Source organism: Klebsiella sp. CN_Kp097, assembly GCF_040064495.1.
Lineage (GTDB): Bacteria > Pseudomonadota > Gammaproteobacteria > Enterobacterales > Enterobacteriaceae > Klebsiella > Klebsiella aerogenes.
In genome coordinates this window covers 492,828-507,383 of sequence record NZ_JBEAIL010000007.1, presented here as the reverse complement: position 1 = coordinate 507,383, position 14,556 = coordinate 492,828, and the positions used below count along the sequence as shown (strand labels likewise).

The 14,556-nt window shown below is 52.9% G+C and carries 14 protein-coding genes; all 14 read right to left on the bottom strand.

Going from position 1 to position 14,556, the window contains the following annotated elements:
• Nucleotides 1-62 precede the first annotated feature (62 nt).
• The 14 genes from ABLV07_RS12775 to tssK all read right to left on the bottom strand — a co-directional run bounded on the left by ABLV07_RS12775 (nucleotide 63) and on the right by tssK (nucleotide 14,534).
• A complete protein-coding gene (locus tag ABLV07_RS12775; RefSeq protein ID WP_348853276.1) occupies nucleotides 63-461 on the bottom strand; it encodes a hypothetical protein in 399 nt (132 codons plus the stop codon).
• Nucleotides 462-466: 5 nt separating this feature from the next.
• On the bottom strand, nucleotides 467-871 hold the full coding sequence (locus ABLV07_RS12770; protein ID WP_047038495.1) for a hypothetical protein: 405 nt from the start codon (nucleotides 869-871) through the stop codon (nucleotides 467-469).
• A 506-nt stretch (nucleotides 872-1,377) separates the two neighbouring features.
• Entirely contained in the window at nucleotides 1,378-2,367 is a 990-nt protein-coding gene (locus ABLV07_RS12765) for a hypothetical protein (RefSeq protein ID WP_348853277.1), read from the bottom strand.
• 66 nt (nucleotides 2,368-2,433) lie between these two features.
• On the bottom strand, nucleotides 2,434-2,916 hold the full coding sequence (locus tag ABLV07_RS12760; protein WP_015366565.1) for a type VI secretion system tube protein Hcp: 483 nt from the start codon (nucleotides 2,914-2,916) through the stop codon (nucleotides 2,434-2,436).
• A 179-nt stretch (nucleotides 2,917-3,095) separates the two neighbouring features.
• Complete coding sequence (locus ABLV07_RS12755; RefSeq protein ID WP_032714531.1) at nucleotides 3,096-3,506, bottom strand: T6SS amidase immunity protein Tai4 family protein; 411 nt, start codon at nucleotides 3,504-3,506, stop codon at nucleotides 3,096-3,098.
• A gap of 28 nt (nucleotides 3,507-3,534) precedes the next feature.
• Nucleotides 3,535-4,029, bottom strand: coding sequence for a T6SS effector amidase Tae4 family protein (locus ABLV07_RS12750; RefSeq protein ID WP_015366562.1), 495 nt, complete (start codon nucleotides 4,027-4,029; stop codon nucleotides 3,535-3,537).
• On the bottom strand, nucleotides 4,026-4,424 hold the full coding sequence (locus ABLV07_RS12745; RefSeq protein WP_224404338.1) for a Rap1a/Tai family immunity protein: 399 nt from the start codon (nucleotides 4,422-4,424) through the stop codon (nucleotides 4,026-4,028). Before ABLV07_RS12745 ends, ABLV07_RS12750 begins: the two co-directional genes overlap by 4 nt.
• A 59-nt stretch (nucleotides 4,425-4,483) precedes the next feature.
• Entirely contained in the window at nucleotides 4,484-5,983 is a 1,500-nt protein-coding gene (gene tssC, locus ABLV07_RS12740) for a type VI secretion system contractile sheath large subunit (RefSeq protein ID WP_015366560.1), read from the bottom strand.
• Nucleotides 5,984-5,986: 3 nt separating this feature from the next.
• Nucleotides 5,987-6,511 (bottom strand): type VI secretion system contractile sheath small subunit, encoded by a 525-nt coding sequence (tssB, locus tag ABLV07_RS12735; protein WP_015366559.1) that lies wholly within the window; start codon nucleotides 6,509-6,511, stop codon nucleotides 5,987-5,989.
• Nucleotides 6,512-6,586: 75 nt separating this feature from the next.
• Nucleotides 6,587-7,597 carry a type VI secretion system protein TssA gene (gene tssA, locus ABLV07_RS12730; RefSeq protein ID WP_015366558.1) on the bottom strand — a complete coding sequence of 337 codons (1,011 nt, stop codon included), beginning with the start codon at nucleotides 7,595-7,597 and terminating at the stop codon, nucleotides 6,587-6,589.
• An 11-nt stretch (nucleotides 7,598-7,608) separates the two neighbouring features.
• A complete protein-coding gene (tagF, locus tag ABLV07_RS12725; RefSeq protein ID WP_015366557.1) occupies nucleotides 7,609-8,316 on the bottom strand; it encodes a type VI secretion system-associated protein TagF in 708 nt (235 codons plus the stop codon).
• 16 nt (nucleotides 8,317-8,332) lie between these two features.
• Nucleotides 8,333-11,944 (bottom strand): type VI secretion system membrane subunit TssM, encoded by a 3,612-nt coding sequence (tssM, locus tag ABLV07_RS12720; RefSeq protein WP_045366052.1) that lies wholly within the window; start codon nucleotides 11,942-11,944, stop codon nucleotides 8,333-8,335.
• A 2-nt stretch (nucleotides 11,945-11,946) separates the two neighbouring features.
• Nucleotides 11,947-13,173 carry a DotU family type VI secretion system protein gene (locus ABLV07_RS12715; protein ID WP_161799899.1) on the bottom strand — a complete coding sequence of 409 codons (1,227 nt, stop codon included), beginning with the start codon at nucleotides 13,171-13,173 and terminating at the stop codon, nucleotides 11,947-11,949.
• Between the two features lie 17 nt (nucleotides 13,174-13,190).
• Complete coding sequence (gene tssK, locus ABLV07_RS12710; RefSeq protein WP_015366554.1) at nucleotides 13,191-14,534, bottom strand: type VI secretion system baseplate subunit TssK; 1,344 nt, start codon at nucleotides 14,532-14,534, stop codon at nucleotides 13,191-13,193.
• Nucleotides 14,535-14,556 lie beyond the last annotated feature (22 nt).

Here is a 14,556-nt window from a genome sequence, read left to right as displayed (position 1 = left end):
ACGGCGGCGTTTGCGGGCGAGTTATTGAGTCATTTAGAAAAAAGAGAAGTAAATTTAGTGAACTAATTATCGCCCAGCAAGGCCAGGACGAACATCACCGCAAATAAAAATAACATTAACCAAGTCAGGCGCTGAAAATTCTGTAGCCAGGAAATGTCATAGCATTCTCTGACTAGCTGACTCGCCCCAGGCTTAAGCCAACCGCCCCCTTTTCTTTTTATCTTTTTCTCCTTAAGAATTGCGGCCATTAATGATGCTCGAAAACCGAAACCGGGTAACCCCAGCTTTTCATATAAATAATAATCCTGGTAATCAAGAAAACCGTTCCGCCGTAATAATTCGAAAGCGCCAGCTAACTCCTGATCGTGTTTTTTATAATAACCATGATAGATAATCAACGTTACAAATACTGCAACAAACAAAACTGAAGAAATGATGAGGTGATAACTAACAATAGACATTTTAGTTAACGCATAAGCGTCCATACCAGAAGCAATAAGAACTCAATAGCCATTATAGTAACGCATTTATAATAATTACGAATCCAGTCGAGTTCGAAGTTTGCGATGCAACGCTGACCTTCCCTGGCATCCAATATTTTGGCATTACTCAATTTAACTGGCTTGCCATTATGAATTCGTGAAACCATTGCCACGCGAAAACTAAACCCCCAGAATCCTAACCGCTGCCAAAACTCATAATCCTGAGCACTAAGCACTCCCGCTTTCGCGAGTAATAGGCACATTGCTTCCACTTGCTTCGTGTGGCGGCGATAAAATAAAAAAGAAAAAATAATAGAGATAAAAAACACAAACAAGAAGAGTATGTAAATCATATCCATAATATAGCTTAGGGCTTTATCTGTAAACATATACCCACACTATGTGAAGCTTTGTATTTCAGTATGTGAAATTAACACTCATCAAGTGGAAATGACTAACCCGACACTAAAGCGAATTGAGAAAAACTATTCAATATAACTTATAAAAATTAGACCAATCACAATCCATAAAGTGAAAACACATGCCTGAATTATATAATACCGATGTAATTTCAACATCCAGTCAAACTCGCCATCTGGCAAATTTCGTATATATTCATAAGCTTCACTTTGCACATAACGCACATTGGTGAATTTCATTTTTACGCCTTTACGAAGACGAATAAACCAAATTATTTTTTGATAGTTTGCGAACGAACCAAAAAATGATGCATAATTTGTCACGAGGTCAAGGTCGTATCCTTTTCGTCGATATTCAGAAAGGAGATGATTGTAATCATTCTCATGTTTTTTAAAAAACCGTGAGCTAAGTAGATCCATTACCACAACAATGAGAAATAATATTACAACAAGAGTTAACAATAATAGTTCTAAATTCACAGTAATTTATCCATGATATATTCGGTAGCCCCATCAGCAATTTCACCACCAATATAACCACCTGCTGCAGCCCCAGCAATAGAGCATGCGAGTAACCCGAGACCACCAGTAGCAATGCCGAAGGTCACATATACACCAGCTCCAGCCATTGCTCCATATTTACCTCCATAAATGCCACCAGCAAGACTTGCACTAAATTGGCTATATTTTTTTACAGCTATTTTAGAGCAGCTTTGCTCTCTTCCCACGCTGCAAGCATTGTATACCTCATTAGTCGTATTAATACTGGCAAAACCAATGGCGAGCCACCCTCCAGCCTTAAGAAAGCGAGCAGCTTTTGCAGCATTATTAACATATGTCGAATAACCACGAATAGAACCAACTCCTACCGTACTCCATTCATGGACAATGGCTTTACTTGATAAACCAAGTGCATGTCTTAGATCATTGTATGGCTTTATTTTTAGCGTTAACCTGGATAACTTGTTTAATAGTACGTTTAGCTCTGAGAAAAGTCTATGTCGTTCAATGAAAAATTGCTGTCCGATTAAAATCCCTTGGGTTCTATATTGCCTTTGATAAGCCAGTTCTATTTCTTTTAATTTTCTCTCTATTTCCGTGAAATACCTTTCACCAGCATCAGAAACAATTCCAAGAGATTTATCCATAACATTAGTTAATGCTGCTATAGTACCAAAGTGCTGATTCAAAAAACCCGCTTCATCTGAGTTCAACCCAGCCATAACACCATTAACATTACACTTTGCAAGTTTTAAAGCCTGTAATTGCAATGCATTTTGATTACTCGGGTCATTAATGACCATTATTTGCCCAGGCTTTAACCACTGCGTATCACTATTAAGCTGCATAAAGTAACGGGCGGATTCACAATTGATATTATTGAATAATAAGCGAGCTTGAAAATCCAATGTTCCCGGCTGCTGTACAATACAGTAACCTGGTAATAGGTTTGATTGTCCCTTCATTTACTTAGTCCCTGGTGAATTAAACCGAACCAGAGAATACACCCCGGTTCGGTTAAAGCAATATAATTACGCTTCTTTATTTTCTTTGATATTCCAGCCGGCGCTGCTTTCTGCCCCTTTACCGCCAGCGGAAGTCTGCTCCCAGTACTGCTGCTTCACTTTCGCCGCCTGGAAGGCATAGGTTACGCCAACGGTGTCGCCGTTATCGGCGCCGGTGTACTGCACGGAAGTCACCAGTACATCTTCGAGGGTGATTCGCGCATATTCAACCTGCTGACCACCGGCTTTGCAGACCGAAAGTTCAACTTTGGTCAGGTGCTTGCCGCTGGAGCAGTGCTTCAGAATCGCGGTGGTGGATTTGTCGATCAGCGCATTTACGTGCAGGTCGTTGAAATTCACTTTACCCGCACCGCCACCGCCGCCCACGCTCATATTACCCGGCTGGGATGCGCCCCAGGAAAAAGAGGTAATATCAGTCCAACCGGTGTGATTAGAATCTTTTGATTCACCAGTTACACCCTCGACCTTCAGAAACATATCAATAGCCATAATATCTACTCTTCGTTAATGAAAATTATTGCTTTCGAAAAAGCACTTATATGGCAAACAGGAAAGCATGGGGCTGAATAAAACCATCCATATTTTACCTCTGCCTCAGAGCAACAGGCTTAAGCCCATTGCTGGTCTTAACACTCATGCTGTGAAATAGCAGGAATGCAAAGTTGAAATTAATGCGGGTTATCCTGACTCCATGTTTTATTAGGATCACCGATGATTATCTGGGAAGTTAATTTATCCAGTTCCGTACTATGATAAAGGCGCAAACAATTCAAAGTGACGCCCTGAATTGCGGGTTGTCTTTCGGAATGAAAGCCATTGGTGGCACTTTTGTATTGAGCAATAATGGCGTTAATTTTGTCATTACCGTTTTCAATATCGAAAGGCACCCACTCCAGCAACGCATTGCTACTGCGCGCAGCATCTACAGAAAACTGACTTTTATCATCGGCGACCTGCGCCAGACAGCGGGATAAAACCACGTCTTTAACAACCTGCTTATAAGGTAGCAATACCGGGTCGTCCCCGGCATAAGCCGACGCACTGCTAGCAAGCAGCAGACTGATAATGATTCTGTTCATAGCAACTCCCAAAAATTGGCTTTGGTTGCTACCTCAATTCCCAAAACCATATTTCTTTGCAGTCGGTGTAGCAATCAGAGTTGCATTGCATCATGTTGTCGCCAAGGGGTTCCAGTAGATCTATATGTCCACCGTTATAGTTGGTTATTCTATTAAAGAAGATAACGCCTTTGCGATTACGCAAACTCTCTGCTGCCTGACGTATCTCCTGATAAATCTCAGCTTTCCCAAACAGGTTATTTTTATACAGTTGGTCGGCCAATAGCTTGGCGCCCGGTTCAATCTTTTTACCCTTGTAAGCGCCTGCTTTTATGGGTAAACGCCCGCTAAAGCTCACATTGCATTTCAGCAGTGCGAGGCTCATACGTACCGCACAGGTATTCATATAACCAGGATTTGATTTAATGAGCGCACTGGCGTCATAGCCAATCTCATTAAATAGCGTTTCACGAGGTACATAGCCTGGGCGTGATTCATTCGCCGAATAATGTTGCATTTTGAGCTGTGCATAAAGAGGTCTCATGACGTCGCTCCCTGTTTGCAAGGCAACTCCTTCGCCAACGCTTCGGTAATCAGCATCGCCGCAGGCTGTTTTTTACGCTCGTCGGGCAGCTTTTTGAAATAGCTGTAGACGCTTTCTCGAAGCGATCCCGGCAGTGCCTGCTGATAACCGCACCAGGCTTTACCTTCTGTTGCATCCATCACGCCAAGCAGATACATATTGGCCTTTAACTGCTGCTGGGTATTGTCTTGCGCCAGCCAGGCCTTGAGAAACTTTTCGCCGCTCAACCGCACATCATTACGTGATAGTTGATTGGGATCGCGCAGTAAATTTGCGGAATCATCAGCCGCCTGGACGACAGTAAATGGCGTCAGCACCGTGAGCAGTCCCAGCGTGCAGAGTGGTAATAATTTCATTTCTTTACCTTCTTCCATGGCGTTGTACCTGCCGGGAGTCGCCTCCCGGCGGCATCATATTACGCTTCCTTGGTCTTCAGCGACGGCAGCTTGGAAACCAGACGCAGCGACACGGTAAGCCCTTCCAGCTGGTAGTGCGGACGCAGGAAGAACTTCGCGGTGTAGTAACCCGGGTTGTCTTCGATCTCCGCTACCTGTACTTCAGCGGCCGCCAGCGGTTTGCGCGCTTTGGTCTCCTGCGACGAGTTAGCCGGATCGCCATCGACATAGTTCATCACCCAGTCGTTCAGCCAGCGTTCCATATCATCGCGCTCGCGGAAGGAGCCGATTTTGTCGCGCACAATGCACTTCAGGTAGTGAGCAAAACGGCAGCAGGCGAACAAGTACGGCAGACGCGCAGCCAGACGGGCGTTAGCCGTGGCGTCGGCATCATGATATTCCGCCGGTTTCTGCAACGACTGCGCGCCGATAAAGGCGGCAAAGTCGGAGTTTTTGCGATGGATCAGCGGCATAAAGCCGTTTTTCGCCAGCTCCGCTTCGCGGCGATCGCTGATGGCGATCTCGGTCGGGCACTTCATGTCCACGCCGCCATCGTCGCTCGGGAAGGTGTGGCAAGGCAGATTTTCCACCGCGCCGCCGGATTCCACGCCGCGAATGGAGGTGCACCAGCCAAACTCTTTGAACGAGCGGTTAATGTTCGCCGCCATCGCATACGCCGAGTTGGCCCACGCATAATTGTTGTGATCCGCGCCGTCGGTCTGCTCTTCAAAATCAAAACTGTCCACCGGGTTGGTTCGAATACCGTACGGCAGGCGCGACAGGAAGCGCGGCATCACCAGCCCCAGATAACGCGCGTCTTCCGACTCGCGCAGCGAACGCCAGGCGGCGTATTCGGTATTCTGGAAGATTTTGGTGAGGTCGCGCGGATTCGCCAGCTCCTGCCAGGACTCCATCTGCATCACTTCCGGTGCGGTACCGGTAATAAACGGACAATGCGCAGCCGATCCGATTCGCGCCATTTCGCCCAGTAATTCCACATCCTGCGGACTATGGTCGAAATAGTAATCGCCAACGATGCAGCCGAATGGCTCGCCGCCAAACTGGCCGTACTCCTGCTCATAAATTTTCTTAAAGATCGGGCTCTGGTCCCAGCCCACCCCTTTGTAACGTTTCAGAGTGCGCCCCAGCTCCTGCTTGGAGATGCTCATAAAGCGGATTTTCAGCATCTCGTCGGTTTCGCTGTTGTTGACCAGGTAGCTCAGGCCGCGCCATGCGCTTTCCAGTTTCTGGAACTCGTCATGATGCAGGATCTGATTCACCTGACGCGACAGTTGCTCGTCGATACCGGCAATCAGGTTCTGGATGGTGCGATAGGTGTCGTTGGAAAACGTGACGGTGTTTTCCAGCGCCTGCTGCGCGAGGGTTTTTACCGCGCTCTCAACGGCGGAACGCGCCTGGTCGGTTTTCGGGCGAAACTCTTTGTTCAGCAGCACGCTGAATTCATCCTGGCTAAAGGCCTGGCTGGACTGCTGCTCATGTTGTTGAGTCGGGTTGCTCATCGATTACTCCTCGCTACCTTTCGCACTGTCATCTTGTTTCGGCATCTGGCTCAACGATTTGAGCAGCGTCGGATCCTGCAAAATTTTGGCAATCAGCTCTTCCGCGCCGTTTTTGCCGTCCATATAGGTGAGCAGATTCGAAAGCTGGGTACGGGCTTCCAGCAGTTTGTTCAGCGGCTCCACTTTGCGGGCCACGGCATCCGGCAGGAAGTCGTCCATGCTGTCGAAGGTTAAGTCGACGTTCAGTTTGCCTTCGTTGGTCAGCGTATTGTCGACCTGGAAAGCGACGCGCGGTTTCAGCGCTTTCATACGTTCGTCGAAGTTATCAATGTCGATATCGAGGAACTTACGTTCATCGACCGCGGGTTGGTTGTCGACCGGTTTACCCACCAGATCCGCCATTACCCCCATTACAAACGGAAGCTGGATTTTGCGTTCCGCACCATAAATCTCTACGTCGTACTCGATCTGTACGCGGGGCGCACGGTTGCGTGCGATAAATTTCTGCCCACTTTTACTTATTGCCATGATGTTCTCCATCGAAGATGCGCGGTAAAGGTTGAGCGCCAGACCTTATGCCTGTCGCCATAATGTCCGGACGCGTCAGTCGCGACGTCCAAAAATGTTTTCCAGTTGATGAACGCCGTCCGGCGCTAAATCGCGGATGATGTCCATAAAATCCAGCTCAATCAGCCGCTGTACCCGTTCAATCATCAGCGGCGCAGGGTGACTCGGTTCGTGCTGGGCGAAGTACTGTTTTACTTTTTCCAGCATTTGCTGCGCCTCGGCGCGGCTGCTGATTTGCGCGCTGCGCCAGTCAACGGCTGACGGCGCATGCGCGTCGGGAATCGCTTGATGTTCACTCACGGCACTCTCCTCGCGGGACGCGTGAAAGGACGAAATATCGGTTATCTGGCAGGCGCCGGCGACGATACCGACGGTCTTCTGCAGTTGTTCCATTTCCGGCACGCCGCTTTCACCCAGACAATCGCATAATATTTCGCGGATGGTCTGCAAGCGCTGGTGAATGGCGAGGATGGCGTCTATCCCCGGCTGTCCGCCGCGGGCCAGTTCATCAATCAATCGCGAACGGCCGCCGGGATAATCCGCGCATTCGGTTTTACTGCCATCGAGCAGCGCCTGCGCATCGCGCAGCAGCAGTTCATCGCCATTACTGCGTAACAGCACGGCATTGCGTAACGCGCTGGTCAGCGCTGATTTATCGCTTAGCCCCGCGAGCGCATTGATGCGGTAAAACGGATCAGTTTCGCCATACTCTTCCAGCAGCGGATAGATAGGCTGCCAGTAAAGCGACAGCGCCTGTTGCACCAGCAGCAGGCCATCCGCGTAACCACTCAGGCCGCGGCGTTTTGTCCACGCCTGAGTCAGCGCCAGCATGACGCGTAAATCTTTGGTGCGGCTAAGTAGCCCAGCCGCCAGCTTTTCTACCGTCGTCCAGTCAGCGGGTTCCGCCGGGATAATGGTGTCGCCGAACTGCTGCTCGGCTTTACCCTGCATCGCTTGTTCCATTGCCTGGAAATCGGCGTCATATTCGAGGTTTTCACCGCAGGGCTGCTCCGCGCTAACCGGAGCAAGGAATTCATCAATATTCATGGCCTACCTGCTTATTCAAACATCGGCGGATACAGACCGTGACGGCCCGGTCTCGCGCCCCCGGCGGGATCAAACAGCAGCGTGAACAGCTGGCCGGTCAAATTACCGCTATGGACGTGGGTATAGAGCGGATAACCATCGGCGCGGTTGGTCCACCAAAAACTGGTCTGACGCTGCGGATCAAAACAGTCCGCCGCCTGCTGCCAGCCAAGGGAGCTTTGCCCATCTTGCTGATAGCCAATCACGTCGAGTATTTCCGAACGCTTTTCCGCCTCTACCAGCTTTGGCGCCGGAATGGCGAGTAGCGCCTGGTCAAGTTGTTCAGCGGAAAAGCCATTACGTACCGCATGCAGCAGCGTTCTGCCCACCTGCTGATACCACTCTCCGGCCTGAGTGAGGATTGAAGGCGACCACTCCAGCGGGTTGAAGGCCATTTGCGCGCAGATGGGATACTGGCGGCCTACCCGATCGCGTCCGGGGATCAGACACCCCATCTGTACCATCTGGCCGCTCAACATCGGCGGGACGATAAAATTCCACACCGGCGCGTTGCTGAACTGGCGTTCGCCGCTACGCTGTTGCTCCTGTTGCCAGGCCAACAGCCCCACCTGAAACCATTGCGACCACTGGCGAACCAGCATGTCCGGAAATCGACGTTGTAAAAAATCGCCGGTACTGGGGAGTTTCCCGTACCAGCTCATCGCAGGGGCGTGAGTCATTCGGCTTTCCTTGCGGTTATGGACATGAGAAACGGGGAAGCTGGAACGGATTGCGAATACTGTTCGGCGCAAACTCCAGCGTGACCTGATAACCATCGACGTTAAACGTTGCCTGACGGCTCAAACTGCTGCTGCCGGGCGCGGTGCGCGCTTTATCAAAAAAGCGGTTCAGCGCCCATGAGCCGCTGGTCACCAGCGTCGAGGTGGTACCATCGGCCAGACCGAGTTGCATACGCACCTGATTGGTGCCGCCCGGCCCTGGCCAGCTCATCATTTGCACCGCCTGCGGACCGTGGCTGTAGCGCAACTGCTGGCCATCAACATCCAGCGTCAGGTTGAGGATCCGGTTGTCCATGCTGATGGTGCGCACCGTCACTTTAAATGACGGCGTGGTCGCGCCATTGGCAAAGAACGCGTCGCGGATCGATTGCGCCTGCTGGAAAGGCCTTAATAACCCTTCACTACCCGGCAACGTTTTGCCATCGATGCCGGGCATAAAACGCCAGCTTGATTGCGTGGTATCGACTTTATTGGTCAGGTTGTCACGGAAGAAGGTATCCATCATGCCGGTACCCGGCGCGAACATACGCGCCAGATCGTCCGGCGTGACTTCGCTTCTGGCGCTGCGAACCAGCGGATAGCGCCCGGCGATAGCCTGGCGGCAGAATCCGCCGACTTCCACGTTAATCCGTTTACGTACGTTATCGAGATCGCGGCGCTGGGTATCACTGCTGGCGCCGACCGCCATTTTGCTGAACATGGTTTGCAGGCCGCCCGGTAAACGCCCGGCGCTGGCCTGCAGACGGCTAATCGCATCGCCGCCCGGCGGTTGCATACCGCTGTTGGCGGCATCCTGTACCGCGGTCAAGTAGCGATAAAGTTCGTCGATCTGTTTGAGGAAGTCGTCAAACACAATCGTTTTGCCGCCCTTTTCCAACGGCTGCGCCAACTCGATCAGCGGCGCGTAGTGTTCGGTTACCAGCTGTTCCGGCGTCTGGCTAAGCGCCGCGCCCTGGGTTGCGCCGCCCTCATCATGGCGAAAAAGCGCTTCCAGCGTTCGGGTCGCACGGTTGCCCTGCTCGGCTGAACTTTCGCTTTTAACCGTATCCGGCTCGGCGCGCGCCAGGTTCAGCACCTGGCTCAGGCTGATAACCAGCCGGCGCAGCGGCGAGTTACTGGCGGAAAGCAGGCGCGCGGTGTTGATCCGCGATGACAGATCGGCGCTATTGTTGAGCTGAATATCGGCGAGGAAGCGATCCCAGTTGGCGATAAAATCACGCATATAGAGCTGGCGGACGGCGTTATCGGTTTGCTGCTTATCTTCCGACGCGCTGGCGGCGCCCAGCACCCAGATATCATCTTCATGCAGCGCGCTGGTCACGTTATCGATCTGTTTATTGAACACCTGCCAGTAGCCATCTGGCGTGTACAGCCCTGGCACGCCTTCTGCGATCGGTGTACCGCTTTTACGCGAGAACACCAGTTCGCTCTGCGGCCCGCCGAGCGTCGCCAGCGAGACCGCTTTCAGATTGTCGTCATGCTCAAGCAGACGTTTCAGCCGACCATACACTCTTGAGGAGAGCGGTTGCTGGTTAATCAACGCCCGTTCGCGGGCGACAAGCGCATCGTCTTTGGCATACGGCGAGGACTGGATTTGCGGTTCCAGTAGCTGGACCAGATGCCCTTCCAGCTGTCGTAGCTGCGCCTGCGTCACGTTTTGCGGCAGGTTACGCTGCAGGTTAAGCATCACCCAGGAGAGTAAAAACTTGCCGTCATACTGCTTGGGCTGATAGAGCATTTGATAGGCTTTCAACGCCTCGTAGCTATATTCGGCGTCACTGCCATTGTCGTTGCGTAACCAGGTAGTGATACGCATGGCGACATCCGGTAGCAGCATTTGCTGCAGCGCTTTTTGATACAGCGTCTGCGAGGCGTCGCTGACATCATTTCCGCGGTAGAGCCCCATCCGGCGGCTAACCGGCGGGTCGTTGACGTCAAAATCGGCGCTCTTCGGCAATTCCAGCAGGCCGTTGAGTAGCGGCAGCATGGCGAACAGATCGCGCTGCTCGGGGTTTTGCAGCGCTTTGCTCTGCTGCTCAACCTGCGGCACCTTCGCCGAGACTTCTTGCAGGTAGGCCTTGTTTTTGCCGTAGCTGGTCAGCCACAGTACGCATGAAATGATTAACAGCGCCGCGAGCGCCGCATAGCCTGACCAGATCGCCGCGCGGTTACGCAGTTCCCACCAGCGGTTCTGCCCGGCGATGCCGGCTTCCTGGAAAATCACGTTTTGCAGCAGGTTTTTAATGAAATAACTCTGGCCCTTGGCGCCGGGGATGGGCGCTTCTTTACTGACCGAGTCCCAGTTGTCGTTTTCATTTCCCTGCGGCAAAGACAGCGCGCGATTGAGTTCGCCCATCACGCGGTCGAACGGTAACCCTTCCTGGGTGCCGCTGGCGAAATAAATGCCGCGCGGTGAAAACTCGGTTTCAAAGTTAGAGCGGGCAAAAACGGTACTAAGATAGTCCGCTAACAGCGGTCGCAACGCCGCAAACTCTTGCGGGAACAGCCAGGCTTCGGCGCGGGTTTTGGCATCATGCTCTTGCAGCATCGTATCCGGCAGCCCCGCTTCAAGCCGTTGTTGCAGTAACGCAAACTCCTGGGTAAAGCGGCCCATCAGATCGAAGTCAGCAAGGCTTGCCTGCTCCCACGGGAAAGTGAAGCCCCAGATTTGATCGCGCTGCGCCTTGTCGTAACCGGCAAACCAGGCGCGGAAGCCTTTAAGCAGATCGGCCTTCGTCACCAGTACGTATACCGGGAAACGAATACCCAATTGTTCATGTAGTTCAGAGAGACGCTGGCGCAGATTAACCGCCTGCTGCCGCGAGGCCTCCGTCGATTGCGTTAACAGATCGGAGATACTTACCGTGACGATAACGCCGTTAATCGGCTGGCGGCGGCGGTATTTACGCAATAACCCCATAAACTTCAGCCACTCGCTGGCGTCCTGCGCCTGCTCGCTCTCTTGGGTGGTATAGCGCCCGGCGGTGTCCAGCAGCACGGCTTCGTTGGTAAACCACCAGTCACAGTTGCGCGTGCCGCCGATGCCGCGTAACGCCGTTTTACCGAAGCGGTCGGCTAGCGGAAACTGCAGCCCGGAGTTGGCTAAGGCTGTGGTTTTACCGGAGCCGGATGCGCCAATAATCACATACCACGGCAGCTGATACAGATAGTGGGTGCTAAAGCGCTGGGTCCACTGACCATTACCGGTTTTGCTGAAGTGCGCTTTTTTCAACATTTGCGCGGCTTCATCAAAGCGATCGGCGAGGATCTGGTCTTCGCTATTGAGGCGCTGCTGCGGATCGTTGCCCTTCGGCGTGTCTTCCTTCAGGTTATCCATCAGCTTGCGGTTAAGCCAGGCGTTGTACAGACGCGGCAGAATGTGGCTTTGCGCCCAGATGAGGTACACCAGCGCAATAGATATAACGCGGTTTTGTTCCGATTCCAGCGGCCTGGTATCGACAATCGACAATAGCGGGCCAATCATCCAGATGACGGCCGCCACCGCCGTGGCGCCGAGAAAACCCCACAGCAGCCGGTTGGTCAGTATGGAAAGCAGAAGTGTCAGCATCCTTAATTTCCTTGGGGCAATCCGTTCAGCTCAGCCCGGGTATTATCGGGCGACACCAGCAGAGTAATTTCCACACGGCGGTTACGGGCACGGTTCTCAGGAGTGGTATTCGGCGCGATGGGGTTCATTTCCCCTCGCCCTTCGGCTTTTACGCGTTCGGGCTGCGTCAGATGATTTTGCAGTTGTTTTTGTACCGAACGCGCGCGTTCCAGGGACAGCTCGTAGTTCGAGGCAAAGCGCGCGCTGCGGATAGGCACGTTATCGCTATAGCCGACCACCAGAATGCGGCCACTGACGTTGTTCATCGCTTGCGCAATACGGTCAATTACCGGGTCGTAGCGATCGCGCACCACCGTTGAGGCCGAAGCAAAGAGCCCGTCGCCTTTGAGGATCACCACGCTGCGGTCCGCTTCGTCACGGACCGCAACCAGCCCTTCGGCAATTTCCGGGCGCAGAAAACCTCGCAGGTTAAGTACCGCCGGCAATTTTTCCGCCGGCTGAGCAATCGACGCTTCCGGCAACGGCGTCTGGTAAATTTTCGCCAACACCGGGTTGGTGGCATCGCCAAGCCGCCAGTTAAGAATGATATAGAACAGACAGGCGGCGAACCCCGCCAGCGCGACGCAGGCCCACAGCGGCACCACCGGACGCCACAGTTTACGCAGCACCGGGCGATCCTCGCCGTGAACCGATAACGGCGGCGCGTAGCCGCCGCGTACGCCGCAAATCATCTGCCACAGGCGCTGTTTGATGGTTTCCAACTGCGTGCGGCCGTTATCCATTACCCGGTAACGCCCTTCAAAGCCGAGCAATAAGCAGTAGTTGATCAGTTCCAACAGATTGATGTGTTCACGCGGATTCTGCGACAGGCGTGCAAGCAACTGGAAAAACTTCTCCCCGCCCCAGGTTTCGTTATGAAAGGTCACTAAAAGACCGCTGCCCGACCAGACGCCGCTACTCCCCCATGGCGTCAAGGCCGCCGCCTCGTCCAGTGCGGTACACAGGCAGTAACGGGCGCCGACTATCACTTCGTAGGGTAACCCCGCCTGCTGACCGCGCACTTCAAAACGGCGGATTTCATCAATCAAACGCTGGCGCAAACCGGCCTGGTCATCGTGAGATACCGAATGACGGATTTGGGGGATCGCATTTAGCAATGGGTTGGCGGCCGTCACCAGGGGATTATTGCCGCTTACGCCATGGCTGGCAGCGGCCTGTTGTTCCTGCATCATCAACGCTCGCTTTCTTATTCCGACGGGCTACGGATAGCCCAAAATTCCATATCCAGGCCGGGGAACTCGCCTGCCAGATGCAGGGCGAAGGCGCCAGATTTCTCCATGTCGTTCCACAGCTCGCCGCCCTTCTCGACTGCAAAGTAGTTGTAACCGGCATGCCACGGAATTTGCGGCGGCGCGGCGGGCATAGCGCGCAGAATTAAACCCGGAAGCTGTAGTTGCACCAGATCGCGAATTTTGCTCACCGGCGCGACTTTCATCTGCGCCGGGAAGTGCGTTTGCAGAACATCACCTGGTACGCTGGCTTTAACTGCCAATACGAATCCGAAATCACGCACCATGCTGCTCTCGGGTACCGTCGCGATGTTCAACCCATGCGATCGTTCTATCAGCGGTAGTTGGATGGCGTTGTCTTCCATTACCTGTGATAACCCCTGGCGCAGCAACAGCATCAGTTTGCCGAAGCAGCTCGCGAGATCGTCATGGTCGTAAATCGGCAGCGCAGCATCCGGACCGCGCTGCGCCATCCAGGTCGTCAGCTCGGCGGCGAACGGCAGCCAGCTATTCCACAATGACTCGGGATGAACTAACGGCAGCGTTTTGAGATGTGAGAGATGGCCGAGATGGCGATTGACCAGCGCAAGTAGAGTGAACTCAATTAATTCGGAAGTATTAAAACGCCCCGGCTGTCGTAGCCGGCTGCCGATTTGCTGGCTACGCTGCGCCAGCAGACCATGCAAGTCGTTGATCATCGCGTAAATCAAAGGATGATTGATGCCGTTAAGCATCGGCGGGATATAGCCATTATCGAGTTTTACGGCGTTATCGTTGCGCTTTTCGGCGATGAACGCCACGCCGATGGCCGTCCACTCGGCGGTCAAATCCTTTTCCAGCATCAGGGTGAGCCGCGGGCGGGCAAACTGCACGGTGGCATCGCCAACCGACAGCGCATTGTCATCTTCCACATCCTGTTCAAACGCGGTAAATCGCGCCAGCGAGTCTTTTTCCTCGCTGAAGATAACCTCTTCCCGACCGCCGCGACGAACCGGCAAGGCCAATACGACTTTTTCGCCCGTGACGTTATCCGGGATTTGCAACGGCGCCGGGCCCTGACGAGCATCGCGAAACTGGAAGAAAGTTCCATCCGGCAGCAGGCCGCTGGCATAGCTCAGGGCAATGCACCCCTGACGCAGCATTGCATCATCAAGTTCAATCTCAAGAAAACCCCACAGCCAGGAGCGCTGTAATCCGCCCCATTCGCGAATTTGCGTTTGCAGGTAGCTTTCTGCCCGCTGAAAGTGATGCGGACGCAAAAACATGCCTTCGGTCCAGACCACCTTTTCTGCTTTATTCATACAAATTTCCTGTTAGGGCTCG

Excerpts from the sequence above, each read along its gene's own strand:
- ABLV07_RS12775 (WP_348853276.1), bottom strand. The coding sequence starts at position 461 with ATGTCTATTGTTAGTTATCACCTCATCATTTCTTCAGTTTTGTTTGTT.
- tssA (WP_015366558.1), bottom strand. The coding sequence starts at position 7,597 with ATGAATATTGATGAATTCCTTGCTCCGGTTAGCGCGGAGCAGCCCTGC.
- tssC (WP_015366560.1), bottom strand. The coding sequence starts at position 5,983 with ATGAGCAACCCGACTCAACAACATGAGCAGCAGTCCAGCCAGGCCTTT.
- ABLV07_RS12765 (WP_348853277.1), bottom strand. The coding sequence starts at position 2,367 with ATGAAGGGACAATCAAACCTATTACCAGGTTACTGTATTGTACAGCAG.
- ABLV07_RS12715 (WP_161799899.1), bottom strand. The coding sequence starts at position 13,173 with ATGCAGGAACAACAGGCCGCTGCCAGCCATGGCGTAAGCGGCAATAAT.
- ABLV07_RS12760 (WP_015366565.1), bottom strand. The coding sequence starts at position 2,916 with ATGGCTATTGATATGTTTCTGAAGGTCGAGGGTGTAACTGGTGAATCA.
- tagF (WP_015366557.1), bottom strand. The coding sequence starts at position 8,316 with ATGACTCACGCCCCTGCGATGAGCTGGTACGGGAAACTCCCCAGTACC.
- tssB (WP_015366559.1), bottom strand. The coding sequence starts at position 6,511 with ATGGCAATAAGTAAAAGTGGGCAGAAATTTATCGCACGCAACCGTGCG.
- ABLV07_RS12750 (WP_015366562.1), bottom strand. The coding sequence starts at position 4,029 with ATGAGACCTCTTTATGCACAGCTCAAAATGCAACATTATTCGGCGAAT.
- tssK (WP_015366554.1), bottom strand. The coding sequence starts at position 14,534 with ATGAATAAAGCAGAAAAGGTGGTCTGGACCGAAGGCATGTTTTTGCGT.
- tssM (WP_045366052.1), bottom strand. The coding sequence starts at position 11,944 with ATGCTGACACTTCTGCTTTCCATACTGACCAACCGGCTGCTGTGGGGT.
- ABLV07_RS12755 (WP_032714531.1), bottom strand. The coding sequence starts at position 3,506 with ATGAACAGAATCATTATCAGTCTGCTGCTTGCTAGCAGTGCGTCGGCT.
- ABLV07_RS12745 (WP_224404338.1), bottom strand. The coding sequence starts at position 4,424 with ATGAAATTATTACCACTCTGCACGCTGGGACTGCTCACGGTGCTGACG.
- ABLV07_RS12770 (WP_047038495.1), bottom strand. The coding sequence starts at position 871 with ATGTTTACAGATAAAGCCCTAAGCTATATTATGGATATGATTTACATA.